This window comes from Thermodesulfovibrio sp. TK500a (genome assembly GCF_055381765.1).
In genome coordinates, this window is record NZ_AP041606.1 from 1,708,818 (window position 1) to 1,731,965 (window position 23,148).

Consider the following 23,148-nt stretch of genomic DNA (forward strand, 5'->3'; position numbering starts at 1 on the left):
ACAAGAGTGACACCCCCTCTCCTGTCATTCTGAAGGGTCTCCTCCTGCTTTTAAAAAGGAAAGAAAAGGAGAAAAAAATGAAAACAAAAATTTTGGCTTTAACATCGATTGTAGTATTTACATTGATTTGCTCTATTAATCTCTACGCCCAGGACCCTTCGGATGTAGGCACACCTGCTTTTGCACCGATTTCAAGCAAGACCATGACGCTTAAGTATGGTTTTAAAGGTGCTTCAGTTTATGATACTACTCTTAAGAAATGGCAATTCCTGAAAATGACAACCATAACCCGTTCAAAAGTTGAAGGTTTCGTAAATCAGATTAATGACAATCTTGCTCTTGCTGCAGGCATAGGCACAATTGCAGTTTATGACTTTTCAAAACACAGATGGATTGTTTATGAGAGAGTGACCGTTGATGACTCTACAGCAATGCTCGATAAAAACATAATTCTTGGAAAGGACTATGCGATTGTCAAAGTTTTGAACGGCAACTTTTTAAAATACACTCCTCAGACAGGTTGGTATGAGTTCAGAAAACAGTAAAATAAATTAAGTATGAAGCATCATCCCGCCCCTGACCAGAAATGAAGGGGTGGGTTTTAATTTATAAAAAATCAAAGAGCCGAAGGAGGAAAAATGCTTATTGATGAGATAAAAAAACTACTGCAGAATTATAATGGCAGTCTGGAAGAAAAGAAGGATACTTATAAATTTGAGACAGTTATAGCAGAGAGAAAATCCTTTCTTTCAAGAAAGAAACTCATGTATATAATCAAATTCAAAATTGATGATATCTATAGAAAGATTATTTTTTCCGAAATGCTAAAGGAGACAGGTTTTGGGCTATCTTCATCTGCAGGAGATGATGAGATGAGTTCAGGTTTTACATTTAAAACATACAAAACCAAACAGGGATTTGGTGCTCCAACAGAAGGAACTATCGAGGAACAGTCAAACCTATTTGGGCAGAAATACAGTTATAAATTTGATTTTAAAGTGATTAGGGAGAAAATAAAACAAATAGCCCAGCAGAACGGCTATGAGTTTGAATATAAAATTTGGTTTTAGAAAGGAGAGGAAATGCGAGAGTATTTTTATTTTCTTTCAATTCTTTTAATTTTAATTTCACAGACACTTGTTGCTCAGGCTCAAACTCCTTACTTTGAAAAATCTCTTGATGAATACAATCCTCCTCTTGTTTCTGATATGGTACCGAAAGAACTTCTTAATTTTAAGCCTGTGTCCTTTAAATTTTATGGAGGCACCATAACAGAGTTAAAGGCTACAACTAAAGGAGGTTTGTCACGAAAAACTGATGAAAGAGAACACGGTAAAAAATTACACTTTGAATGGCCAATAAAGGGGAAATTAGTAACACTTGATTATTATGTTGTCTCATGGGAAAATGCTCAGAAGTACTTTGGCGGGAAAAAAGTTCATCCTAATACCTATGCGTATTTGGAGATTATTGGCAAAAAAATAAGGAATGTTTGCTCAGGTGGTAACTGTCCTCATTTGTTTGTAGAATCTAATCTGCCAGAGGAACACAATAAGTGTGATTTTTATGCAAGTCCAGATAAAATATCTACCATTCCTTTTAAGTCAAACTATTACATATATAAACAATGTGCTATGGCTGGTGGACAAAAGTTTTACAATATTTATGTAGGTCTTTGGAGTTATGCTAATGTTTTTATAGAAGTTACTGCATATGATATTGATACACTAAAAAAACTTGGTGAATCAGCAGTTGCTAAATTAATGGGTAAAAGTCTTTCTGTTGAACAACCTGTAGAAAAATCAAAGGAAGCAATCAAAGAACAACCAAAAAAGGAAGAAATACCTGTCAGAGTAATCGCAATGCCTTCTGCTGCAGGAGATGACCTGTGGAGCAATGCCTACCTGCCTGCAACAAACAAGTTACCTGCAAAAATAATAGCAGAGACAAAGCCAAATACACCTGTAACATTTCATATAGTTAAAAGTCCTAAAGATGCTTATTTAGTTATAGGAAATAAAAAAGGTGTTACCATAGAAACTAAATCAGACAACAAAGGCATTGCAGAGGCATTATTTTATTACAATGGTGGTAAAGTTACACAACCAAAGAAGTATGAAATAAAAGTAAGCACAGGTGAGGAAAGAGACATTGCAACAGTCAATGTTGGTTTAGGTCTTGCCTTTGATAAGATTAAAGCAGTGCAGGGTGCATACGGAGACAGACACCCCTTTACTCTTTCTTTGGTAAGTAAGCATTTTCCTAAGTTAAATCTTGGGCTTTACTTTAGCAGTGCTTCACGGAAAGTATGGAATGGGCAGACAGTCGGTATAAGGCTTAAGCCTCAATGGGTAAATAAGCCTGCAAACCTTCCAGCAGACAAAGTATTTAACGGAATAACAAAAATAACACCTGTAATGGCATCTTCAGGTGGAAACAATGTTCTTACAGTGTTGTCTTATGATTCAGGAGAAGAGACAGTCTACAACATAACCAAGTATGCCTATCCTGCAGTAAAAATGATGAGTGACGGAATTCACAACTACAGAATAGTAGGCGAGTTGGTTTTAACAGATGAAGAAGGCAGAGACCTTGGAGGAATTGATGAAACATTAGTTCAATCAGATGCTCTTGCAGTTGTATCAAAAGAAATGCCTGAACACTATATGGTGAGCCTCGTTTGTGCTTTTGAGGCACAGAATGCTGACCAGTTTTTGATGCTTGAAATTCTTAAAAAAACTCCTGCTTACGGTGAAATAATAGATGAGTTTTTAAATGTAACTGGAATACTCTGTAAATTTGGTAAAGCAGACTATGAAGGTTTATTTTATGATTTAACCACATATCTTGGCAGTAAATGGATAGACCATCTTGCAAGCGATAAAGTTTTTCCAAAACTAACACCAAGGCAACAAAAGGCGGTTAAATGGGCAGAGAAAAGCATAGAAAAACTTGGCGATGTTAAGACCCAAAGAGAGTTTCGTGAGAAAATGTCAGAAAGCGATAAAAAATATCAGCCTTCTTATATGGTAATTGATGGAACTATGATATGGGCACCTACACCAGCTGAATTAAAAGAAGCAGAAGAAACAGTAAAGAAAATGGAAGAAAGAGAGCAGAAAAACAAACCCATTGAAGCAAAATTCAACAATGAAAACCTGAAAAAAGCAGAGGAGATGAAACAACAACAAAATACACAGACACAGCAAGGCTCTGAAAACACTGGTGATAATGTTTTTGAAAAGGCAATCAATGAACTGAAAGATGCATTTAAGAAGATATTTAAATGATAAGGTGTTATAACTTGAAAAAAACTTTTTTACTGATAATAGCTCTTATTTTTGTGCTAATTTCTACGGATTCTTCAGCCGACAGGGGACTTTTCTGGTGGGACAGTGATGCCAGATTTACCCAGTCTGCCCAGAAGGCTATAATATTCCATAACTTTAAAGAGGAAGTTCTGATTCTTGAGACAGAGCTTCAGGCAAATATGGCAACAGAGGCACTTGAGTTTATTCCATTTCCCTCTGAACCAGAAGTTGAGCTTGCCAAAGGAGACCCTTTCAAAGAAATGAATAAAATAATAAATAAAAAGAGATTGAGTTTTGAGGAATTATATTTCAAAGGTTCTCCTCTATCAGAACCAGTTGAGGTAAGGGAAAGCAAAAAGATTGGACCTCACGATGTAACCGTGATAAAGATTAACAGTGTTGAGGGATTTAATGAATGGGTTTTGAATTTTCTCAAAAATAAAAAAATTAGAGTAGAGTCTAAAACCTTAAAGAACATTTCAGAAGTTGCTAATGACTATATTCAGAGAGGTATCCAATACTTTGTTTTTGACTATGTGAAAGTTGAAAATCTTTTCCAGAGAGTTGAACCATTAATTTACAGATTTAAGACTGATAAGCTCTATTATCCACTTAAAACATCAAACACTATAGGAGGAGAGGGAAGGGTTGAGATAGTCATGATAATGCCTGAGTTTTTTGAGGGAACAAGGAGAGAGATGAGAGAGATTTCAAAACCCTTTCCTGAATACAATATGCCAATGCTTAGCAATCATGCAGAGATAACTATTTCTGAATTAAGTTTAATTTATGAAAAATTAGACAACTTTTTCCTCAAAGACAAAAAACTATATATCCAAATGCTTCGCTACAGAGGCGAGTATAGATTCAAAGATGACTTGAATTTAGACATATCAAAAATAGTTAAAGATAGACAGAATTTTAAAAAGGACTTAATTGACGCCACTCTTACTGCAATAGATAAAAGCTGGCAGAAAATCAGCAAAGACTCATGTGTAGTATTAACAGACGAAATAAAGAACCAGTTTGAAAAATGGAGAAAAGATTTTTCCTCAATGAAACCAGAAGGTTACAGAGTGCGAACAGTATTTCCTATTGATATCTATGAAATAAAATCATTGCAGATTGGTGGATTTGGACCTCTCTATCCACCATCAAGCATTAGAATAAAAATTAACAAACCACTGAAGATGGGCGATGTAATAAGAAAGGATGATCGTAGCATATATGAAGTGATAAAAGTATCAGACAATCTGAAAAGCACAGATTTAACCGAGAGAATGATAACGCTTTATGCCATCTACACTGAATATGACATAGTCTATTTAAGCAATAGATGTATTTTTAGAGTTGATACAAGAAAGCCGAAACCAACACATTATTATGTATACGTTGATGAATAAAAAAATAAGAGGAGGAAATATTATGAAGAAGTCTTTGATTCTCCTACTATTATCAGTGTGCTTTTTTTATGGAGTATCCTACGCCTATGACAAACCCTATGACAGTGCACAGGGTATTTCAGGTAGCAGTCACAGAGCAGAGCAGCAGTCGCAAGGAGGAATTGATTATAAAAACTTAAACAGTCCTGCAGAAGATGCAAGAAGCAGTGCGGGAAGAGGCTTTGACGGACCAAGAGATTCTAATACAGGTTGGGGCAATCAGTATATTCCAACACCAAAGCCAAAAATTGAAAAACAATAAAAGGAGGTGTAAAAATGAAAAACTTTCTTATCATTAGTTTCATCGTTTTATCTTTAACCGCTCTATCCTATGCAGAACAGATTCCCACACCAAAGCCTGTAACAGACTGTAAAGCCACTCTTGAAGCATGGGGTAATCCACCAAACTGTTATTGTCCTTGCGATACTTGTAGACCTGTATGTAAAAAGACAGAAAAGCCAAAGTCTGATAATGATAAGAAGTCTATGGTTAATCTCTATGCTGAAAGTTCGAGCTATGATGTGAATGTCTCCAACTCGACTGCCACATCTAATTCAAATAAATCCTCTTCTGGCGAGAAAAAAGATGATAAGACATTGACAGACAAAGTGAAAGATACCATCGATAAGGCTATTGACAAAGTTGACCAGAGGAATAAGCCTAAGTGCACTAACTGTGTTATTGGCACAAGAGGTTAAGAGGATTTTTGTAAGTAAGTTATATTAGAAATTTTTAAACAGTTCAATACTCGTAGGAGGCTTATATGCTAATCAGAAGGAGTGTTCTTTTCGTTGCATTGTTTTTAATTTTTTTGCCGAGTTTCTCTTTCTCAATGGCTGAAAAACCAAAGAAGGTTGAGCAGGCCGATAATCTTGAGAAGTCTGTGTTTCAGATTCAGCGAGAGGTAAAACAGACGCTGGACAGCATGATAGAAGCATACAAAAGCAGAAATGTGGCAAGCTTTATGAAATATGTGGCAGAGGATTACACAGGTGAGAGAACAGACCTTGAATGGAGCGTAAGAAAAGATTTCAGTAATTTCAACAACATTGAATTAAGATATAGCATTAACAATATAACTATTGACTCGACAGGCAAGTTCATTCAGGTTACTTTAAATTTTAATAGAACTTATGTGGATATAAAAACAGGCAAAGCTGTTAAAGACTCTGGACAGAGTATTCTTATATTCAAACTTTTCGAAAGTAAACCAAAGCTATACTCAATGCGGGAAAGGAGGCTTTTTGGAATAAGTAAGTAATAAAAATGAGTGCATTCCTCCTCGGACTTCTCAGATATTAGGAAAAACTTGACTTTTTAAGTGGCTGATGCGATATCATTTTCTATGGATAGGAAGGTTGCTTTTGCCTATGATGATATTTTTTTAAAACATGAAACTCCAGAAGGTCACCCTGAATCAAAAGAAAGGCTAATATCAATAGTAAATAGACTAAAAAAGGAAACTATCTGGGAAAGGCTTATTCATATTAAGCCCAGGAGAGCTACAGAAGAAGAGATTGCCTTAGTCCATGAGCCTCATTACATAGAGAGAGTAAAAAACTCTCCTCCTGGCTACATAGACCCAGACACATATATAAGCGAATACAGTTATGAGGCTGCTCTCCATGCAGTTGGTGCAGTCCTTGATGCTGTCGATGGAGTTTACAGCAAGGAGTTTGACCGGGTATTCTGTGCAGTAAGACCGCCTGGACATCATGCTGAGATTGACACAGCAATGGGATTTTGTATCTTCAATAACGTATCTGTTGGAGCAGCCTATGCAAAAACAAAGGGGTATAGAAAGATTTTTATTATAGATTTTGACGTTCATCATGGAAATGGCACTCAACACATCTTTGAGGATGACTGTTCAGTTTTTTATTTTAGCTCCCATCAGTTTCCCTTTTATCCAGGCACAGGTAGAGAGCTTGAAAGTGGAAGAGGAAAGGGTGAGGGTTGCACTTACAATGTGCCTTTAAGGGCAGGTTCAGGAACAAGGGAGTATCTGACGATTTTTCAAGATATTGTTCCACAGAAGATAAGGGAAGTTAAACCAGACCTAATTCTTGTCTCTGCCGGATATGACATGCATCAGGATGACCCGATGAGCTACATAAATGTCACCACAGAGGGAGTAAGAAGTATCGTAAGAAGCATTCTCAACTCCTCATGGGCTCCAAAGATATTTGTTCTTGAGGGTGGCTACAATCTCAACTCTCTTGCCGAATGTGTCAAAGTAACTCTTGAGGAGATGTTAGCTTAGCCTTTCCAAAGAAACAGTCCTGTATCCTCATCAAATCCTCTCTCATAGGCAGTGCCTTCAAACTCAATTATCTCAAATTCAAAGGCAAAAACTTGGGCTTCAAAAAGATGTCCACCGATAGATGAATAGTCCTCTCTTGATAGAACAACATGGATGTGGGGAAAGGGTTCATTATCTTTGATGGAGATGTTTCCTTTTAGAGACAATATCTCCATAGGCTCAGAAAATTCTTGAGACATATATTTACGGTTTCTCTGGTCATAGTAGCCAATTTTTGCCCTCTCTACAGCACCTATTCCGTTTACTACACCGGCAGTTATTCCCTTATCCCTCGCTATCTTTGTAATGCTTGCGACTATTTCATCTCCTTTAAAAAGTCTTCCCTGAAGGATTCTTTTGATTTTGAAATCTTTAATCATAGTTGCCTCCTGTTAATTTGTTTTATCATTCTTAAGCAACTTTTTTACCTTGAATGTTTTTTTCACCCCGACCGATAGCGAGGGGTATCGGTAAAGTATGAGATTCCCTCGTCGCTTACGCTCCTCGGAATGACAAGTAAAAAAATCCTGGAATTATAGAAATATAGAAAGCATCTAAATGATTATAGTGCTTGAACATTTGAGTTTTATTCAATTTTAGTCCATCCTCTCAGCAAGAACTTCAATTGAATGCTTCACTTCAATGTTTAGTCCCTCTCTGTCAACTCCTCCCCTTATCTGCATTACACAGCCCGGACAGTCTGTGCAAACAAGGGATACCTGAGTTTTCTTTATGTTTTCAAGTTTTCTCTTGAGAATTGTTCCTGATATCTCAGGGAATTTAAGGGAGTATGAACCTCCCATACCGCAGCAAGTATCGGACTCAAACATCTCAGTAATTTTCATTCCTGAAGCTAAGAGGCTTTCCCGTGGCTCTTTTTGAATGTTTAGAGTTCTCACTAAATGGCATGGGTCATGATAGGTAAATACTTGTTCTTTACCATCTTTAAATTTAATATTGCCTTCTTTTATGAGAGAATTTATTAACTCTGAGGCATCCTTTACCTTTTCACTTAACTTTTGAGCTTTTCTTATGATTTCCTCGCCATAATTCTGTTCCTTTAGGTCTTTTATAAACTGTGTTTTCAATGCTACTGTGCAGGTAGGACAGGCTGAGACAATGTAGTCTGCATCAATAGATATTAATGCCTCTACGTTCTGCCTTGAGTTATTGGCTGCCACATCCATTACTCCTGAGTATCTTGCTGGTGCTCCACAGCAAGTCTGCTCCTCTGGGAAAAGAACTTCTATGCCTGCAGCATTAAGAAGCTTTACCAGTGCCTCTCCAATCTCAGGATAGGCAAAGTCTATGAGACAACCGGCAAAGAAAATAGCCTTTTTCTGAGACTTGGGTTGCCTAATTTTCTTAAACCTGTCTCTAAAGGGAATGTCGGCAATTGCAGGAAGACTTCTCTCAGCAGTCAGTTCAGAGAGGAAAAAGGGTAGATGCCTTATGAAACCTCCTTTTTCAAAGGGTTTTTGTATCTTTGAAGCTGCTCTGAGTATTGAGTGGAAAAGTTTTCTATTGTTTACTACCGAATAAATTGCCTTTGTTTTAAAGCTTAATCCCTCTTCCTTTGCAAGTCTTTTTCTAATCTCAAGTATCAGTTCGGGAATGTCTATTTTTCCAGGGCAGACTCTTACACAGTTTCCACATTGAATGCAAAGTCCCTGTATGTCCTTTGAAGCTTTAAGTCCCTCTGTCCATGCTGTAAGAATTGTTCCAATTCCACCAGTATAAACTTTGCCAAAAACATGTCCTCCAATGTGCCTAAAAACTGGGCATACATTCAGACAGGAAGCACAGCGGATGCACTGAAGAGTCTGCTTGAACACAGGGTCTTTAGCAATTGAAGAGCGATTATTGTCAAGAAGCACAATATGAAAATCCTTTTGAGAGCCATCTATGTGGGTATAAGGTTTTGAAACAAAGGATATATAGCTTGTAATGAGCTGAGCTGTGGCACTTCTTGGTAAAGCCCTGATTATTGGGAAGATATCTTCAAAGCGGGCAACTAATTTTTCTACTCCCACTACTGCCACGTGAATTTTAGGCAGTGTCATTGTAAGACGGGCATTACCCTCATTTGTGAAAAGAACAATTGTTCCTGTCTCAGCGATGGCAATGTTGGCACCAGAGATTCCCATGTCTGCAGCAAGGAATTTTCTCCTTAAGTGTTTACGGGCAAACTTGACCATTCGGGCTATGTCTGGCTCAATGGGCTCAACTTTTTTGGTAAATACCTCTGAGACATCATATCTTGTAAGATGTATGGCTGGAAGCACCATGTGAGAGGGTCTTTGTCCTGCAAGCTGGATAATCCATTCTCCTAAGTCTGTTTCGTTGACCTCTATTCCTTCATCTTTGAGGTATTTATTAAGATGAATCTCTTCAGTAGCCATTGATTTGGATTTGACGATACTTTTCACATTGTGTTTTTTTGCAAGCTCTATTATGTATTTTCTTACCTCTTCAGGAGATTTTGTATAGAAAACTTTGGCTCCATTTTTCTCGGCAGAGCGGATAAAGGTTTGAACAATCTCCTCAAGATTTTCTGCCACATATGCCTTAGCTCTGGCTATCTTCTCTCTTAACTCTTCAAAATTAAGCCCCTCATAAGCACGGGCTCTACTTACTGCGTATGCTTCAGAGAAACGGGTAAGAGCTCCTCCAAGATTAGCATTTTGAAGAGCTTTCTTTATCTCTTCCTTTATCATTAAGTTTCCTCCTTAAAAGTTATCTATGCAAACAATGATTAATCTTTCCGGTCCGTGAACTCCTATTGTGAGGACTCTCTCTATGTCAGCGGTTCTACTGGGACCGCTAATTACAGTAAGATAGGGAATTTTATTTATATCAATCTTTCTCATTACACTCTCAAGGTCAGGCTCAATTCTGCTCATGGGCAGAATGGCTATGTGAATCTCAGGCAAAGTAGAGCAAAGTCTTCTCTTAACATCTTCAGAAATCTCTATGAGGCTTCCAGTTTCAGCTACACCGTAGTCCACCTGATTTATTCCTACTTTAGCTGAGGATGCCGAGTTAAGGTCTATGTTAAACTCAATCTGGGGAAGTTCCTCTATGAGTGAGTCCTTATCAACACCCTCAAGAAAGGGAGAGTCACACCAAACTACTGATTTGGAGCTTTGATTTGAAGTGTTCTCCCTAATGAAATTCTTTATAAAATCAAGTGCCTCTGCTTTACTTTTGAAAGAATGAACTTCTCCACTTATTGCCTCTGCCTTTTGTTTAAAGAGTTCAAACATTAAGTTCCTCCTAAGATTTTTGCTCAGACCTATAAGACTCAGCAAGAAGACTAACTGTATGGGTTACATTACAATTTCCTCCAAATCTCTTTATACCCTCAAAGAGCTCCATCATACAGGCTGGACATCCAGTACAAACAATCTCAGCTTCGGTTCCCTTTATGTCCTCAGTTTTTGATTTAACTATCTTAAGGGCTGTGTCTGCATGGGTAAGGTGAAAACTTCCACCACTTCCACAGCAGGCATCAGGTTTTTTCATATCTATCAAGGTAAGTCCGGGAATGGTCTTAAGAATCTGTCTTGGCTCATTAAAGACTTTCATTGACTTCTTAAGATGGCATGAGTCATGGTATGTAACTTTAAGATTAAGATTTCCCTTAGGTGATTCAAACCTTATTACTTTTAAAAGAAAAGTTGATATGTCATGAACTCTCTCTACCCACTTTTTTGCCTTTTCTTCGTAGTCTGTTCCTTCAAGGATTATAGGATACTCATGCTTTAAGGCACTTCCGCAGGAGCCACATACTGTAATAATATAGTCTGCACCTGTTTTTTCAAATACTTCTAAGTTCTTCTGAGCAAGCTCTCTTGCTGTTTCAATATCACCATGTACCATTACAGGCATTCCACAGCAGTTCTGCTTCTTTGGAGTGACTACAGAGACTTTATTTCTCTTTAGAACATAGATTAAGTCATCACCAACCTCAGGGTAGAGATAGTTTACAGAACAGCCAGTGAAAAACAAAGCTTTAGCCTGTGCTTGAGGGACTTCCTCTTTTTCCTTTACTCTATCTCGGAAACTTTCCTTGGTGAGCTCCGGTATAATGAATTTTTCGTCAAACCTCGGGCTTACTCCCTTTAGGAATCCTCTCGGTGCACGCTTTCCCTGTTCCTCTGGACTAAGAAAAAGTCCCTGCATGGCTGCAAAGGCTTTCATTCCCTTGTCAAAAAGTTCAGGTTTCTTTAGAAGTCCAAATAGTGCTTTTTTTATGAAATGAATTCCCTTTTTCTTAGCAATTGCTGCCCTGAGCCCAAGAATAATCCTGTCAAAGCGAACACCAGAGGGACAGGCAAGCATACAGGATTTGCAGACAAGGCAGTTAAATATCAATTTTACAAGGGTTTCATCATCAATTTTTATGTCATCACTTAGCACCGCTTCTCCAAGGGCAATCTTTCCACGGGCAACAGAGGACTCCTTTTTCTCAACACTGTAGATTGGGCATACGGACATGCAGTTTCCACATTTCATGCATCTTACAAGCTCTTTCTTTAGAAGTTCCACATCATCAAATATTGTTTTAGCCGCTACGGTCACCTTAGTCCTCCATTGGAACAAGTTTCCCGGGGTTTAGGATATTGTCAGGGTCAAGGGATTGTTTAATTCTTCTCATTGTTTCAATGCCAGAGCGACCTATCTCATTTTTCAGATACTTAAGCTTTGCCACACCAATGCCATGTTCACCAGAGAGAGTGCCACCTAAGGAGAGTGCTACCTCAAAAATCTCATCAACAGCTTTATGAACTTTCTCCATCTCCTCTTTGTTCATTGGGTCAATGAGGAGTGTTGGATGAAGATTTCCATCTCCTGCGTGTCCGAAGGTTCCAATCATGAGACCGTATTTTTTTGAAATATTTTGAACTGCCACAAGCATATCTACAAGTTTTGTTCTTGGCACTGTTGCATCTTCAAGAATTGTTGCAGGCTTTACCTGGGCAAGTGCTGGAAGTGCTGCTCTACGGGCAGCCCATAGGGAGTCTCTTTCTGCATCGGTCTCAGCAATTTTGTATTTACCATTATTCTGCTTGATGATTTCAACGCATTTTTCTGCTTCCCATTCAACGGAGTCCTTACCCATGCCGTCAACTTCTATGAGCAATAGTGCCTCTGCCTGAGTGGGAAGTCCAACTTTAGCGAAGTTTTCAACGGTCTGGATTGTAACTTTGTCCATGATTTCAAGGGTAGCAGGAATAACGTGTGCCCTAACTATGTCTGTCACAGTTTTTCCTGCATCCTCAAGCTTGTCAAATATGGCAAGCATGGATTTACGATACTTTGGTGCTGGTATAAGTTTGCAGATTATTTCAGTAATAATTCCAAGTGTTCCCTCTGAGCCAACGAACAGATGGGTAAAGTCATAGGCAGTGACATTTTTAACACATTTTCCACCAAAACGGAAAATTTCTCCAGTGGGCATCACTACTTCCATTCCCATGATGTAATGCTTGGTAACTCCATATTTTAAGCCACGAAGTCCTCCGGCATTCTCTGCCACGTTTCCTCCTATTGTTGATGTTGCCATTGAGCCAGGGTCTGGAGGATAGAGCAGTCCATACTTGGAAACAGCTGCATTGAGGTCAGCAACAACTACACCAGGCTGAACAGTGGCTGTAAGGTTGTCTGGGTCTATCTCAATAATCTTGTTCATCTTCTGAAAAGAGACAACCACTCCTTTACTTAAAGGTACTGGTCCACCACTTAGACAGGTTCCTGCACCTCTTGGATAGATTGGAGTTTTTGTCTGCCTTGCAAGAAAGATAAGTTCCTGAATTTGCTTGGTATTTTCAGGAAAAACAACTACCCCGGGAATCTCACGGGGAATCCCAGGGGTAGCATCATAACTGTATGCAATGAGTTCTGCCTTGTCTGTAAGAACATTTTCTGCACCGAAAATGCTTTTACATCTCTCAATAAAAGCACTATCTATCATTTTAATACTCCCTTGCCGATTACTCTTGAAAGTATAACTATGAAAATTGAAACGGCAAAAGTTGCTACAAGGTATGTTAGTCCATCACTTGAGGGAGCGGCTTGGGCTGGTTTTGCTGCTTGCACAGCTGCCTGCACTGCCTGTTCCCACTGAGGAATCATCCATGTAAATACATAAGCCTGAAGCATTGCAAGAACTCCCATAATAAGTGTAAGTATGATAGAGTGCTTGAGGGTGAATCTGAAAATGTCTCCTTCATGTCCTACGTAACCCGTTGCTGCTGTAGCAACGGCAATTGACTGAGGAGATATCATTTTTCCAAAAACTCCACCAGAGGAGTTGGTTGCAACGGTAAGCACCGGGTCAATTCCAAGCTGACGGGCTGTAACTTCCTGAAGTTTTCCAAATAGTGCATTGGATGAGGTATCTGAACCGGTCATGAAAACTCCAAGCCAACCAAGGAAGGCTGCAAAGAGCGGGAAAACTGCACCTGTTGATGCAAAGGCATAGCCGAGCGTTATAGCCATTCCTGAAAAGTTGTATAAGTAGGCAAAGCCGAGGATTGTTCCTATTGTCACAATAGGCCACTTAAGCTGATTAAGAGTTCTTCCTGCAACTTTCAGGGCTGTGCTGAGAGATGCTCCCATAACAGGAATTGAGAGAATTCCTGCAAAGAGAATTGCTGTTCCCGCTGCTGAAAGAATATTAAAAGCATAGACTGCAGCTTTAGGTTTGTCTAAATGGTCAATTACAGCTTTGTCAAGACCGGTGATTGGGAATTTTAAAGTTGCAATCTGGTCAAGATAGGCTTTAACTGGCTTTATACCCCATGCAGCAACAAATATCGAAAGAAGTATGAAAGGTGCCCAGGCGCGGAAGACCTGACCGAAGGAATACTGAAGACAAGCTTTCCCTTCTGCACAGGTCTCATGAGAGAATGTCCAGGACTCCTTTGGATGCCAAATCTTAACAAATATAACAGTTGCAATAATTGATATGATTGCAGAAAGTATATCTGGTAGATATGGTCCTATGTAGTTTGAAACTACATACTGGGTTAACGCAAAAGAACCTCCGCTTACAAGAAGAACAGGCCATATCTCTACTGCCTTTTTCCATCCAGCCATTACAACGACCATATAGAATGGAACAAGAACGCTGAAGAAAGGAAGCTGTCTACCGACCATTTTACTTAATGCCATCATATCTACGCCTGAAACTCCTGCACCAACAACAATGGGAATACCGATTGCACCGAAGGCAACGGGTGCGGTATTTGCAATTAAGCATATTCCACAGGCATAGATTGGATTAAATCCAAGTCCTGCGAGCATTGCTGCAGAGATTGCAACGGGAGTTCCAAAACCTGCTGCACCTTCAAGGAATGCACCGAAAGAAAAAGCAATGATTACTGCTTGAATTCTTCTGTCATCGGTGATTGTGGCAAGAGAGTTTTTGATAATCTCAAACTGCTTTGTCTCAACTGATAGATTATAGATGTATACGGCAGTTACGACAATCCAGCAAACAGGCCATAGTCCGAAGATAAAACCGTTGAAAGTAGATAGTACTGCAAGATTAACAGGCATTCCGTAGGCAACAATAGAGATTAACATGGCGATAACAACAGCAGAGATTGCTGCCCAATGCCCTTTCATCCTCTTGTAAGCAAGTGCCCAGAAAAGATAGAAAATAGGCACTGCTGCAACAAGAGCACTGAGGGCAAGACTTCCAAGTGGGTCAACATTAATTTTCCATGGCATAAAGACACCCTCCTGTGATTAATTTTTTATATAATTATGCAAATTGAAAGAAAGCTTGTAAATCGGAAAAATCCTACATTTTTGTAGGAAAATTCCTACAGAGGTTGATTTTTGATTAAAAGATTTAACTGGTCAAGGAACTCCTCAAAACATTTAATTTCCGAGAGTTTTTCAAAGACTTTGCTGTCGTCAACTTTAACATAGTGATGAACAAGAAGATTTCTGAATTTTGCCATTATTGCCAGCTCTCTTAGGGTTTGTTCATTGAAAACCTTTAATTCTTTGAGAATTTCAAAGCAGTTAGAGTAGTCCTTTGGAGCTTTCTTAATGAGTTTTGCTGTGAGATGATAGCATATATCAATTGAGGCTTGCGAGGCTATTATGAAGCAGTATTTGGCATCTCTTATAATTTGAGGAGAGTTTAGAAACTCTTCTTTTGTGAGTTTTGAATACTCTTTTAAAACTTTCAATGCATTTATAATCTCGCTGATATAATTTATAAGTCTATTTCTGTCAATCATGTTTTTCAAGCATATCAGCAAGCACGGTTCTTGAGGTAATCTCGTAGTCCTGATAGAGAGACCAGACTTTTGTGACAAAGTCAATCCATAGGTTTTCGTCCTTGCAGAAAAGAAGTATTCCCTGGGTGGCTTGAAAGCTTAGGCTAAGTGGAGCATCATTTAGAATAACTATGTCAATTGGGTATTTCTTTATTTCACTCTCAAGCTCAACGGCAAGTTGAAGCGAATAGTCTAAGAAATTTTCACGGGGAAATTTATCTTCAAGATACAAGGCTATGTCAATGTCTTTAAAGCGTTTCAATTCTTTGTCAATAAATGAGCCAAAAACATAGGCAAAGATAACATTTGGGTCTTCGAACAGTTCATTCTTTATTAGGGATAAAAGTCTATTTCTTTGCCTTTCAGAGAGTTTATAAAATTTGACCTTTTCCATTTAAATTTAAAGAGTTAGCAAAAATTCAACGATTGCCTTCGAGGTATGAAGTCTGTTTTCAGCTTGATCTAAGACAACGCTTTGAGGTCCATCGAGCACATCATCGGTAATCTCTTCACCTCTGTGGGCTGGAAGGCAGTGCATGACTATAGCGTCAGGCTTTGCCTTTTTTATAAGGCCGTTATTGATTTGAAAGTCTTTGAATTTTCTCTTTTTTTCTTCATTTCCTTCCTCGCCCATGCTTAGCCATACATCAGTATAAACTACGTCTGCATCAATCACTGCCTCAAAGGGATTGTTTGTAATTGTAACCTCGGTGAGTTTTTTTGCTTTATCAATTGAATCTTTATTTGGTTCATAGCCTGGTGGTGTGGCAACAGTAATATTAGCACCAGTGAGAGCAGCTGCCTCAATAAGAGAGTTTGCCACATTGTTTCCATCACCAACATAAGCTATCTTTATTCCCTCAAACTTACCCTTTTTCTCAAAAATTGTAAGCGTATCAGCCATTGCTTGACAGGGATGATGAAGGTCTGTAAGGGCATTTATGACTGGAATTGTTGCCCACTTTGCAAGTTCCTCAATCTTTTCATGTTCAAAGGTTCTTACAACTAACGCATCTAAATAACGAGATAAAACCAAAGCTGTATCCTTAATAGTCTCTCCCCTTGAAAGTTGAAGTTCCCGAGGACTTAGGTAGACAGGATGCCCACCCATTTGATATATGGCTACTTCAAAGGAAACCCTTGTTCTTGTTGAAGGTTTTTCAAAAATCATGCCTATGCTTTTTCCAATAAGAGGACAATAGGAAATGTTCCTATTAATTTTTAGCTCTCTTGCCTTTTCAATTAATGAGAGAAATTCCTCTCTATCTAAATCAAAGACTCTCAGGTAATCTCTCTTCAAATTCAACCTCCTTAAAGGCTTTATCGAGTATGGAGACAGCTTCGTCAATATCCTCTTTTTCAACTATCAAAGGAGGAGTAAATCTTAGCACAGAACCATCTCCTGCAGTGCCTATTAAAAGTCCCTTTTCAAGGCATTTTTTTACTATTTCTACTCCATTATGGGCGAGTTCCATTCCAATGAGCAGTCCCATTCCTCTAACTTCTATAACTTTATCAGGATATTTTTCTTTGATAGCATTAAGCTTTTTCATGAGATACTTGGACATTCTTCCGCAGTAGTCAAGAAGATATCCATCTTCAAGAATTGTCTCTAAGGTTGCCACTGCAGCAGCACAGGCAACAGGATTGCCTCCAAAGGTGGATGCATGGGTTTTGGGAGCAAAGGCTTGAGCAATCTCTTCCTTAGTAAGAATTGCACCGATTGGAATTCCACCACCCAATCCCTTTGCAAGGGTCATTATGTCTGGTTCTATTCCATAGTGTTCATAGGCAAAGAGTTTTCCCGTTCTACCAATGCCTGTCTGGACTTCATCAAAAATCAGTAGAATCCCCCTTTGGTTACAGAGTTCTCTTACAGCCCTTAGGTATTCCTTTTCTGCTACATTAACTCCACCTTCAGCCTGAATTGGCTCAAGAATTACTGCGCAAGTTTTATCTGATATAGCTTTCTTTAGAGCATCTATGTCATTAAAGGGAACAAATTTTACGCCTTCAAGCAGTGGTTCAAATCCATGATGATACTTTTCCTGGCCTGTCACACTAAGACTTCCATAAGTTCTTCCATGAAAGGAGTTCAAAGTTGAGATAAACTCAAATCTATTTTCACCAAGTTTGTTTTTCATGTAAATTCTTGCGAGTTTTAAAGCTCCTTCATTTGCCTCAGTGCCGGAGTTACAGAAAAATACCCTGTCTGCAAAGGAGTTCTTTATTAGAATCTTAGCCAGAGCAATTTGGGGTTCCGTATAATAAAGATTAGATACATGAATCAGTCTCTGCACCTGCTTTTGAACAGCAATGACGACTTTTCTTGGACAGTGACCAAGGACATTAACAGCAATTCCTGCAAGAAAGTCAATGTATTCTTTACCATTAACGTCCCATACTCTTACGCCACGTCCTTTTCGCAAAACAACAGGATATCTTGAATAGGTTGGCATTATGAATTTTTCTGAGAGTTTTATGATATCCCTATCTTCCATAAAGCTTTATGATACCATAAATATTGATGTTAATGGTATAATTTGAAATATTTACGATAAAGGTAAAATGAGCAAGAGAGATATAAGAAGAAAAATGCTTGAAATAAGAAACAGCATTGCAGAGTCAGTTAGAAAAATGAAAGATAGAAAAATAGCAGTAGCTGTGGCTGATTTTTTAATGAAAAAGGGATACAAGGGAATTCTGCTCTATGCTTCTTTTGGCAGTGAGGTGGATACGTGGGGAATTTTTGAGTTTTGTATAAAAAATAATATAAAAACCGCTTTTCCAAAGGTTGCCAATGACAAATTAGACCTTTTCTGGGTAGAAAAAGTTGGACAATTGTCTCCTGGTTTTAAATCCATACTTGAACCAATAACTTCAGAGCGAGCCTCTCTCGCTCAAGTTGATGCTATTTTAGTTCCAGGAGTTGCTTTTGACGAAAATTGCTACAGAATTGGCTATGGTGGAGGCTTTTATGACAGACTTCTGCTAAAACGAACAGCTTTTGCTATAGGTATTGCCTACGAGGAACAGATTGTAGATAAAATTCCGCATGAGCCCTTTGACCAAAGAGTTGACATGATAATTACAGATGAAAGGAGTATAAGCTGTGTTTGACAGGAAAAAAATTGAAGAAGGCGTAAAGCTCATACTGGAAGGCATAGGAGAGGACATAAATAGACCAGGATTAAGAGAGACTCCCCAAAGAATTGCCAGAATGTTTGAGGAGATTTTCAGGGGATTGTTCCCGCCAGAGGAAGATTTACTTAAGTGCATCGAGGGAGAAAGCCATGACGAAATGGTTTTGATAAAAGAAATTCCTTTCTATTCCGTATGTGAACACCATCTACTACCTTTTTTCGGTCATGCTCACATTGCTTACATACCCGATGGTAAAATTGTTGGCTTAAGTGAACTGCCGAAAGCATTAGACTATCTTTCCAAAAGACCGCAGGTTCAGGAGAGACTTACCAGCCAGCTGGCCAATATTTTAATGGAAAAACTCAAACCAAAGGGCTGTATGGTGGTTATAGAAGCGGAACATCTTTGCATGAGCATGAGAGGTATAAAAAAACCGGGAGCAGTTACAGTTACATCGGCAGTAAGAGGAATTTTCAGGAGAAGTCAGGCAACTCGTCAGGAGGCTCTTGAGCTTATTAGCCACAGGGAGGATTAAATTATATGCAGATAATTGACGGTAAAATTTTAGCTGCCAGGATAAAGGAACAACTTAAGGCCGAAGTAAATAGTCTTATAAAATCTGGTATAACCCCAAAGCTTTCAGTAATAATCGTTGGAGAAAACAAAGCATCATTAAAATATGTGAGCTATAAGGAAAAGTCCTGTAATGAGTTGGGAATAAAAAGCGAAGTAATAAAACTGCCCGAGACTGTCATGGAGAAAGAAGTTGTAGAGGTAATTGAAAAGTTAAACACAGACTCTTCTGTAAATGGTATCCTTGTTCAACTACCCTTACCCCGTCATATAAATCAACAAAATATACTCTCTAAAATAGAGCCAAGCAAGGATGTAGATGGTTTTACTCCCTACTGCCTCGGAAGGCTTCTTATGGATATTCCTCTTTTTATACCCTGCACTCCTAAGGGCATTATAAGAATGCTCGATGAATATGGAATAGAGACAGAAAAGAAAAGAGCCGTAGTAGTAGGCAGAAGCATCATAGTTGGAAAGCCCCTTGCTCTGCTTCTGATGAGGAAGAATGCTACGGTAACAGTATGTCACAGTAAAACAGAAAGCCTTGAAGACATAACAAGGGATGCGGATATCTTATGTGTTGCCATCGGCAAGCCAAATTTTATTAACGCTCGTATGGTAAAGCGGGATGCGATAGTAATTGATGTGGGAATAAATGTAGGAACTGATGGGAAAGTTACAGGAGATGTTGATTTTAAAAGCGTAAGTGAGAAGGTCTCATTTATTACGCCTGTTCCGGGAGGGGTTGGTCCCATGACTATAGCTATGCTTATGGAAAACACTGTTGAGGCAACAAAAATACAAAGGGGTATCAAATAATGATTGTCACAAAGAGAAAGCAGCTTGATGAAATAGCAGCTTATATTGACAGCTATAAAAAATTTTTTCTCATCGGCTGTTATGAATGCGCTTCTCTGTGCGGCACAGGAGATGAAGTAGCAATCATGACACTAAAGGACTGGCTTCATAAGGAAGGCAAGTCTGTTACTGGGTGGTTTATAGCAAAGACAGGTTGTCAAATTTTAGGGACTAAAAAGGAGATTTCAGCCTACAGGGAGCTTATTGAGGAGGCCGAATGTATAATGGTTCTTTCCTGTGGTGCAGGAACACAGACCTTAGTAGAATTTTTCGAGGGAAAACCGGTAATACCTGTAAATGATACTTTATTTATTGGCAATATGCGACGATTTAGAGATTTTGAGGAAAGATGCAGAGCCTGTGGAGAGTGTTTTCTTGCAATAACAGGTGTATGCGTTGTAACATTGTGCCCAAAATCAATGTTAAACGGGCCTTGCGGTGGATATAAAGATGGAAAATGCGAGGTTAATAAGGAGAGAAAATGTGCTTGGATTATTGCATTTAGCATTCTTGAAAGGAAAAACCTTGTTGAAAAATTTTATGAGAGCCTTCTGGGACCTAAGGACTGGTCAAAGGCAAATTCTCCGAGAACACTGGCGAGGGAGAAGTAGAATTGTCTTTGCTCAGAGAGAAACTTCTCAAAGGTGACTTTGTGATTACCGTAGAGATTACTCCACCAAAGGGACCCGATGTAACTAAATTAGTTGATAAGCTTCATGAATTAAAGCCCCTTGTAGACGCAGTGAATTTTACCGATAATCCTTCGGCAAAAATGAGAATGTGCTCTATGGCAGCATGTAAACTTTCCCTTGACCTTGGTTTTGAACCAGTCCTTCAAATGTCCTGTAGAGACAGGAATAGACTTGCAATACAGTCAGACCTTTTAGGCGCCCATGCTCTTGGAGTAAGAAATTTACTTGTAATGACAGGAGACCATCCCGTATGGGGAGACCACAAAGAAGCAAAACCTGTCTACGATATAGATTCGTCTATTCTTGTAAACCTTGTCCAGAAACTTAACGATGGTTTTGATATAAATGGCAATAACCTTAATGGCAAAACGGATTTCTTCTTTGGAGCTACTGTAAATCCTGTAGCAGAACCCTTGCTTCCTCAGCTAAAAAGATTTGAGCAGAAGTTGAAGATGGGAGCACAATTTTTTCAAACGCAGATGATTTTCGATGTAGAGAGACTGGAGATGTTTATGGAATATGCAAACAAATTTGCTCCGAAAGTTATTGCTGGAGTAGTTATGATTAGAAACAAAAAAATGTTACAATTCCTTTCAAGTAAAGTTCCCGGTGCAGTGGTGCCTAAAAGTCTCATGGAAAAGGTCGAAAACATGACCGATGAAGACATAGCAAAGTTTGGAGTAGAGATGGCAGCTTCAATAATTTTTGAAATAATTGAGAGACGTTTGTGCCAGGGGGTTCATATAATGGCCTTTTCAAAAGTACAGGAAGTAAAAGATTTATTAAACTTGATAGAAAAGAGGGTTTAAAATGGGTATCGTAGGAGTTACCTCTCTTGGGGAATATTTGGTTAAAAAAGGAGTTATTTCAGAGGGACAACTGATTAATGCCCTTAAGCTTCAAAAATCAGAGGGCATAAGAATTGATGCTGCCATGGTAAAACTTGGATACATAACAGAGGATAAAGTTCTTGAAGCTTTGAGCGAAATTTATGGTTATCCAACAGTAAAATTATCAAATACCGAAATAGACATAGGTGCTCTAAAGCTTATTCCAGAAGGAGTGATTTCGAAGTATAAAATAGTTCCTTTTGCAAAAACAGGTAGCACCGTAAATGTAGCAGTATCTGAGCCATCAAAGACCGTTGTAGATAACATAAAATTTCTTCTGCCCGGCTTTAACATAAAAGTTTATCTGGCTAAAAGTTCAGAAATTGACAAGATTCTCTCAAAGTTTACCTCAAAGGAAGAATCAGGAGCCAGCACTTCCGAATCTGTAAGTGAGTTAGTCGAAAGTGCCCTTGTAGATGTAACACAAGAGTCAGAGGCCGAGATAAAGGAAGAGAGGGTAACGCCTGATGCACCTATAATCAAACTTGCCAATAAAATTATAATTGACTCTGTAAGGATGAGGGCGAGTGATATCCACATTGAACCCTATGAGAAAGGAGTAAATGTAAGATATCGAATAGACGGAGTTCTTCACAATATTCTTAATCTTCCTCTTCAGATAAAGAGCTCACTCATTACGAGGTTTAAAATCATGTCACATCTTGATATTTCGGAAAGAAGGCTTCCACAGGATGGAAGAATAAAACTTAAGATTTCAGGCAAAGAAGTTGATTTCAGAGTCTCAACTCTTCCAACAATATATGGTGAAAAGATTGTTCTTAGAATTCTCGAAAAGGGAAATCTTCAGCTTGACCTTACCAAACTTGGATTTGAAGAGATTTCTCTTCGATTTTTCCTTGAAGCCCTTGAAAAACCATACGGTATGATACTCGTAACAGGTCCTACAGGCTCTGGAAAAACAACGACCCTTTACTCTGCTTTAATGAAGCTAAATAAACCAGAAGTAAACATCATGACCGTTGAAGACCCTGTGGAATACAGCTTTCCTGGTATCAATCAGGTTCAGGTCAAAGAGGACATAGGCCTCACCTTTGCCTCTGCTTTGAGGTCATTTCTAAGGCAAGACCCGGACATTATAATGGTTGGCGAGATAAGAGACTTTGAAACTGCCGAGATAGCTGTAAAAGCAGCATTAACAGGCCATTTAGTATTGAGCACTCTCCATACCAATGATGCGCCAAGCACTATTACGAGGCTCATAAACATGGGAATTGAACCGTTTTTAATTTCTTCCTCTGTAATTCTTGTTATTGCCCAGAGATTGGTAAGAAAACTTTGCAGTCACTGCAAGACAGAAGAGAAACACTCTAAGGAATCCCTTATAAAACTTGGTTTTCCAGAGGACAAAATTGGACATTGTAAAATTTTTGGACCTAAGGGTTGTCCTGAATGTAATAACACCGGTTATTCAGGCAGAGTTGCTCTTTACGAGGTTATGCCAATAAAAGATGAGATAAGGGAGTTGATTTTAACGGGTGCGCCGGTGACGGAAATAAAGAGAGAGGCCATTAGATTGGGAATGCTTACTTTAAGGCAGAGTGGTATACACAAGATTATTCAGGGTATTACTTCTATTAAAGAGGTTGTAAGAACAACCTTTGAGGACTAACTTTC

General features: G+C 38.7%; 24 protein-coding genes. 14 read left to right on the plus strand and 10 right to left on the minus strand.

The features are described from left to right. Nucleotides 1-77: 77 nt before the first annotated feature. The 8 genes from ACZ430_RS08955 to ACZ430_RS08990 all read left to right on the plus strand — a co-directional run bounded on the left by ACZ430_RS08955 (nt 78) and on the right by ACZ430_RS08990 (nt 7,017). The gene (locus ACZ430_RS08955; protein WP_297211426.1) at nt 78-545 is read left to right on the plus strand and encodes a hypothetical protein; all 468 of its coding nucleotides are present in this window, start codon (nt 78-80) and stop codon (nt 543-545) included. Nucleotides 546-638: 93 nt separating this feature from the next. Beyond that, nucleotides 639-1,070, plus strand: a complete 432-nt coding sequence (locus ACZ430_RS08960) for a hypothetical protein (RefSeq protein WP_297211425.1) — start codon at nt 639-641, stop codon at nt 1,068-1,070. 12 nt (nt 1,071-1,082) lie between these two features. After that, nucleotides 1,083-3,290 carry a hypothetical protein gene (locus tag ACZ430_RS08965; protein ID WP_464910562.1) on the plus strand — a complete coding sequence of 736 codons (2,208 nt, stop codon included), beginning with the start codon at nt 1,083-1,085 and terminating at the stop codon, nt 3,288-3,290. Beyond that, nucleotides 3,287-4,714 carry a DUF2330 domain-containing protein gene (locus ACZ430_RS08970; RefSeq protein WP_297211419.1) on the plus strand — a complete coding sequence of 476 codons (1,428 nt, stop codon included), beginning with the start codon at nt 3,287-3,289 and terminating at the stop codon, nt 4,712-4,714. The genes ACZ430_RS08965 and ACZ430_RS08970 overlap by 4 nt, the downstream gene beginning before the upstream one ends. Before the next feature lie 22 nt (nt 4,715-4,736). Continuing rightward, on the plus strand, nt 4,737-5,015 hold the full coding sequence (locus tag ACZ430_RS08975; protein WP_297211416.1) for a hypothetical protein: 279 nt from the start codon (nt 4,737-4,739) through the stop codon (nt 5,013-5,015). Between the two features lie 14 nt (nt 5,016-5,029). After that, nucleotides 5,030-5,452 (plus strand): hypothetical protein, encoded by a 423-nt coding sequence (locus tag ACZ430_RS08980; protein ID WP_297211413.1) that lies wholly within the window; start codon nt 5,030-5,032, stop codon nt 5,450-5,452. 65 nt (nt 5,453-5,517) lie between these two features. Then, nucleotides 5,518-6,015: a hypothetical protein gene (locus tag ACZ430_RS08985; protein WP_297211410.1), complete on the plus strand. Its 498-nt coding sequence runs from the start codon at nt 5,518-5,520 to the stop codon at nt 6,013-6,015. An 84-nt stretch (nt 6,016-6,099) separates the two neighbouring features. Next, the gene (locus ACZ430_RS08990) at nt 6,100-7,017 is read left to right on the plus strand and encodes a histone deacetylase family protein (protein ID WP_297211407.1); all 918 of its coding nucleotides are present in this window, start codon (nt 6,100-6,102) and stop codon (nt 7,015-7,017) included. Here the strand turns inward: ACZ430_RS08990 and ACZ430_RS08995 are convergent. The 10 genes from ACZ430_RS08995 to ACZ430_RS09040 form a co-directional block, all read right to left on the minus strand. Further along, nucleotides 7,014-7,436 (minus strand): PPC domain-containing DNA-binding protein, encoded by a 423-nt coding sequence (locus ACZ430_RS08995; RefSeq protein WP_297211404.1) that lies wholly within the window; start codon nt 7,434-7,436, stop codon nt 7,014-7,016. The genes ACZ430_RS08990 and ACZ430_RS08995 overlap by 4 nt on opposite strands. A 216-nt stretch (nt 7,437-7,652) precedes the next feature. After that, nucleotides 7,653-9,773, minus strand: coding sequence for an L-lactate dehydrogenase (quinone) large subunit LdhH (gene ldhH, locus ACZ430_RS09000; protein ID WP_297211401.1), 2,121 nt, complete (start codon nt 9,771-9,773; stop codon nt 7,653-7,655). Nucleotides 9,774-9,785: 12 nt separating this feature from the next. Further along, nucleotides 9,786-10,322: a LutC/YkgG family protein gene (locus ACZ430_RS09005; RefSeq protein WP_297211398.1), complete on the minus strand. Its 537-nt coding sequence runs from the start codon at nt 10,320-10,322 to the stop codon at nt 9,786-9,788. A gap of 10 nt (nt 10,323-10,332) precedes the next feature. Then, nucleotides 10,333-11,640 (minus strand): (Fe-S)-binding protein, encoded by a 1,308-nt coding sequence (locus tag ACZ430_RS09010; protein ID WP_297211395.1) that lies wholly within the window; start codon nt 11,638-11,640, stop codon nt 10,333-10,335. Nucleotide 11,641: 1 nt separating this feature from the next. Continuing rightward, on the minus strand, nt 11,642-13,033 hold the full coding sequence (locus ACZ430_RS09015) for an FAD-binding oxidoreductase (RefSeq protein WP_297211392.1): 1,392 nt from the start codon (nt 13,031-13,033) through the stop codon (nt 11,642-11,644). Beyond that, entirely contained in the window at nt 13,030-14,796 is a 1,767-nt protein-coding gene (locus ACZ430_RS09020) for an L-lactate permease (protein ID WP_297211389.1), read from the minus strand. The genes ACZ430_RS09015 and ACZ430_RS09020 overlap by 4 nt, the downstream gene beginning before the upstream one ends. 95 nt (nt 14,797-14,891) lie before the next feature. Further along, complete coding sequence (hepT, locus tag ACZ430_RS09025; RefSeq protein WP_297211386.1) at nt 14,892-15,317, minus strand: type VII toxin-antitoxin system HepT family RNase toxin; 426 nt, start codon at nt 15,315-15,317, stop codon at nt 14,892-14,894. After that, nucleotides 15,310-15,750, minus strand: a complete 441-nt coding sequence (gene mntA / locus ACZ430_RS09030) for a type VII toxin-antitoxin system MntA family adenylyltransferase antitoxin (protein ID WP_297211383.1) — start codon at nt 15,748-15,750, stop codon at nt 15,310-15,312. The genes hepT and mntA overlap by 8 nt, the downstream gene beginning before the upstream one ends. Before the next feature lie 6 nt (nt 15,751-15,756). Further along, complete coding sequence (argF, locus tag ACZ430_RS09035) at nt 15,757-16,656, minus strand: ornithine carbamoyltransferase (protein ID WP_297211380.1); 900 nt, start codon at nt 16,654-16,656, stop codon at nt 15,757-15,759. Beyond that, complete coding sequence (locus ACZ430_RS09040; RefSeq protein ID WP_297211378.1) at nt 16,628-17,857, minus strand: acetylornithine transaminase; 1,230 nt, start codon at nt 17,855-17,857, stop codon at nt 16,628-16,630. Before ACZ430_RS09040 ends, argF begins: the two co-directional genes overlap by 29 nt. A 67-nt stretch (nt 17,858-17,924) precedes the next feature. Here ACZ430_RS09040 and ACZ430_RS09045 point away from each other — a divergent pair, with 67 nt between their 5' ends. From ACZ430_RS09045 to pilB, 6 genes are read left to right on the plus strand one after another with little or no spacing between them, the layout of a single operon-like run. Further along, nucleotides 17,925-18,476 (plus strand): 5-formyltetrahydrofolate cyclo-ligase, encoded by a 552-nt coding sequence (locus ACZ430_RS09045; protein WP_297211375.1) that lies wholly within the window; start codon nt 17,925-17,927, stop codon nt 18,474-18,476. Beyond that, on the plus strand, nt 18,469-19,035 hold the full coding sequence (gene folE, locus ACZ430_RS09050) for a GTP cyclohydrolase I FolE (protein ID WP_297211372.1): 567 nt from the start codon (nt 18,469-18,471) through the stop codon (nt 19,033-19,035). The genes ACZ430_RS09045 and folE overlap by 8 nt, the downstream gene beginning before the upstream one ends. A 5-nt stretch (nt 19,036-19,040) precedes the next feature. Beyond that, complete coding sequence (gene folD / locus ACZ430_RS09055) at nt 19,041-19,892, plus strand: bifunctional methylenetetrahydrofolate dehydrogenase/methenyltetrahydrofolate cyclohydrolase FolD (protein ID WP_297211369.1); 852 nt, start codon at nt 19,041-19,043, stop codon at nt 19,890-19,892. Beyond that, nucleotides 19,892-20,542 carry a methylenetetrahydrofolate reductase C-terminal domain-containing protein gene (locus ACZ430_RS09060; RefSeq protein WP_297211366.1) on the plus strand — a complete coding sequence of 217 codons (651 nt, stop codon included), beginning with the start codon at nt 19,892-19,894 and terminating at the stop codon, nt 20,540-20,542. Before folD ends, ACZ430_RS09060 begins: the two co-directional genes overlap by 1 nt. Before the next feature lie 2 nt (nt 20,543-20,544). Next, a complete protein-coding gene (locus ACZ430_RS09065) occupies nt 20,545-21,432 on the plus strand; it encodes a methylenetetrahydrofolate reductase (RefSeq protein ID WP_297211364.1) in 888 nt (295 codons plus the stop codon). 1 nt (nt 21,433) lies between these two features. Next, nucleotides 21,434-23,143 (plus strand): type IV-A pilus assembly ATPase PilB, encoded by a 1,710-nt coding sequence (pilB, locus tag ACZ430_RS09070; RefSeq protein ID WP_297211361.1) that lies wholly within the window; start codon nt 21,434-21,436, stop codon nt 23,141-23,143. Nucleotides 23,144-23,148: the final 5 nt, after the last annotated feature.

Bases quoted from the DNA above. Each gene is read 5' to 3' on its own strand.
- ACZ430_RS08990 (WP_297211407.1), top strand. From the start codon at position 6,100: ATGGATAGGAAGGTTGCTTTTGCCTATGATGATATTTTTTTAAAACAT.
- ACZ430_RS09015 (WP_297211392.1), bottom strand. From the start codon at position 13,033: ATGATAGATAGTGCTTTTATTGAGAGATGTAAAAGCATTTTCGGTGCA.
- ACZ430_RS08980 (WP_297211413.1), top strand. From the start codon at position 5,030: ATGAAAAACTTTCTTATCATTAGTTTCATCGTTTTATCTTTAACCGCT.
- mntA (WP_297211383.1), bottom strand. From the start codon at position 15,750: ATGGAAAAGGTCAAATTTTATAAACTCTCTGAAAGGCAAAGAAATAGA.
- hepT (WP_297211386.1), bottom strand. From the start codon at position 15,317: ATGATTGACAGAAATAGACTTATAAATTATATCAGCGAGATTATAAAT.
- ldhH (WP_297211401.1), bottom strand. From the start codon at position 9,773: ATGATAAAGGAAGAGATAAAGAAAGCTCTTCAAAATGCTAATCTTGGA.
- ACZ430_RS08960 (WP_297211425.1), top strand. From the start codon at position 639: ATGCTTATTGATGAGATAAAAAAACTACTGCAGAATTATAATGGCAGT.
- ACZ430_RS08955 (WP_297211426.1), top strand. From the start codon at position 78: ATGAAAACAAAAATTTTGGCTTTAACATCGATTGTAGTATTTACATTG.
- ACZ430_RS08975 (WP_297211416.1), top strand. From the start codon at position 4,737: ATGAAGAAGTCTTTGATTCTCCTACTATTATCAGTGTGCTTTTTTTAT.
- ACZ430_RS08995 (WP_297211404.1), bottom strand. From the start codon at position 7,436: ATGATTAAAGATTTCAAAATCAAAAGAATCCTTCAGGGAAGACTTTTT.
- ACZ430_RS09020 (WP_297211389.1), bottom strand. From the start codon at position 14,796: ATGCCATGGAAAATTAATGTTGACCCACTTGGAAGTCTTGCCCTCAGT.
- ACZ430_RS09060 (WP_297211366.1), top strand. From the start codon at position 19,892: ATGATTGTCACAAAGAGAAAGCAGCTTGATGAAATAGCAGCTTATATT.
- ACZ430_RS08985 (WP_297211410.1), top strand. From the start codon at position 5,518: ATGCTAATCAGAAGGAGTGTTCTTTTCGTTGCATTGTTTTTAATTTTT.
- folD (WP_297211369.1), top strand. From the start codon at position 19,041: ATGCAGATAATTGACGGTAAAATTTTAGCTGCCAGGATAAAGGAACAA.
- pilB (WP_297211361.1), top strand. From the start codon at position 21,434: ATGGGTATCGTAGGAGTTACCTCTCTTGGGGAATATTTGGTTAAAAAA.
- ACZ430_RS09040 (WP_297211378.1), bottom strand. From the start codon at position 17,857: ATGGAAGATAGGGATATCATAAAACTCTCAGAAAAATTCATAATGCCA.
- ACZ430_RS09045 (WP_297211375.1), top strand. From the start codon at position 17,925: ATGAGCAAGAGAGATATAAGAAGAAAAATGCTTGAAATAAGAAACAGC.
- ACZ430_RS08970 (WP_297211419.1), top strand. From the start codon at position 3,287: ATGATAAGGTGTTATAACTTGAAAAAAACTTTTTTACTGATAATAGCT.
- ACZ430_RS08965 (WP_464910562.1), top strand. From the start codon at position 1,083: ATGCGAGAGTATTTTTATTTTCTTTCAATTCTTTTAATTTTAATTTCA.
- ACZ430_RS09005 (WP_297211398.1), bottom strand. From the start codon at position 10,322: ATGTTTGAACTCTTTAAACAAAAGGCAGAGGCAATAAGTGGAGAAGTT.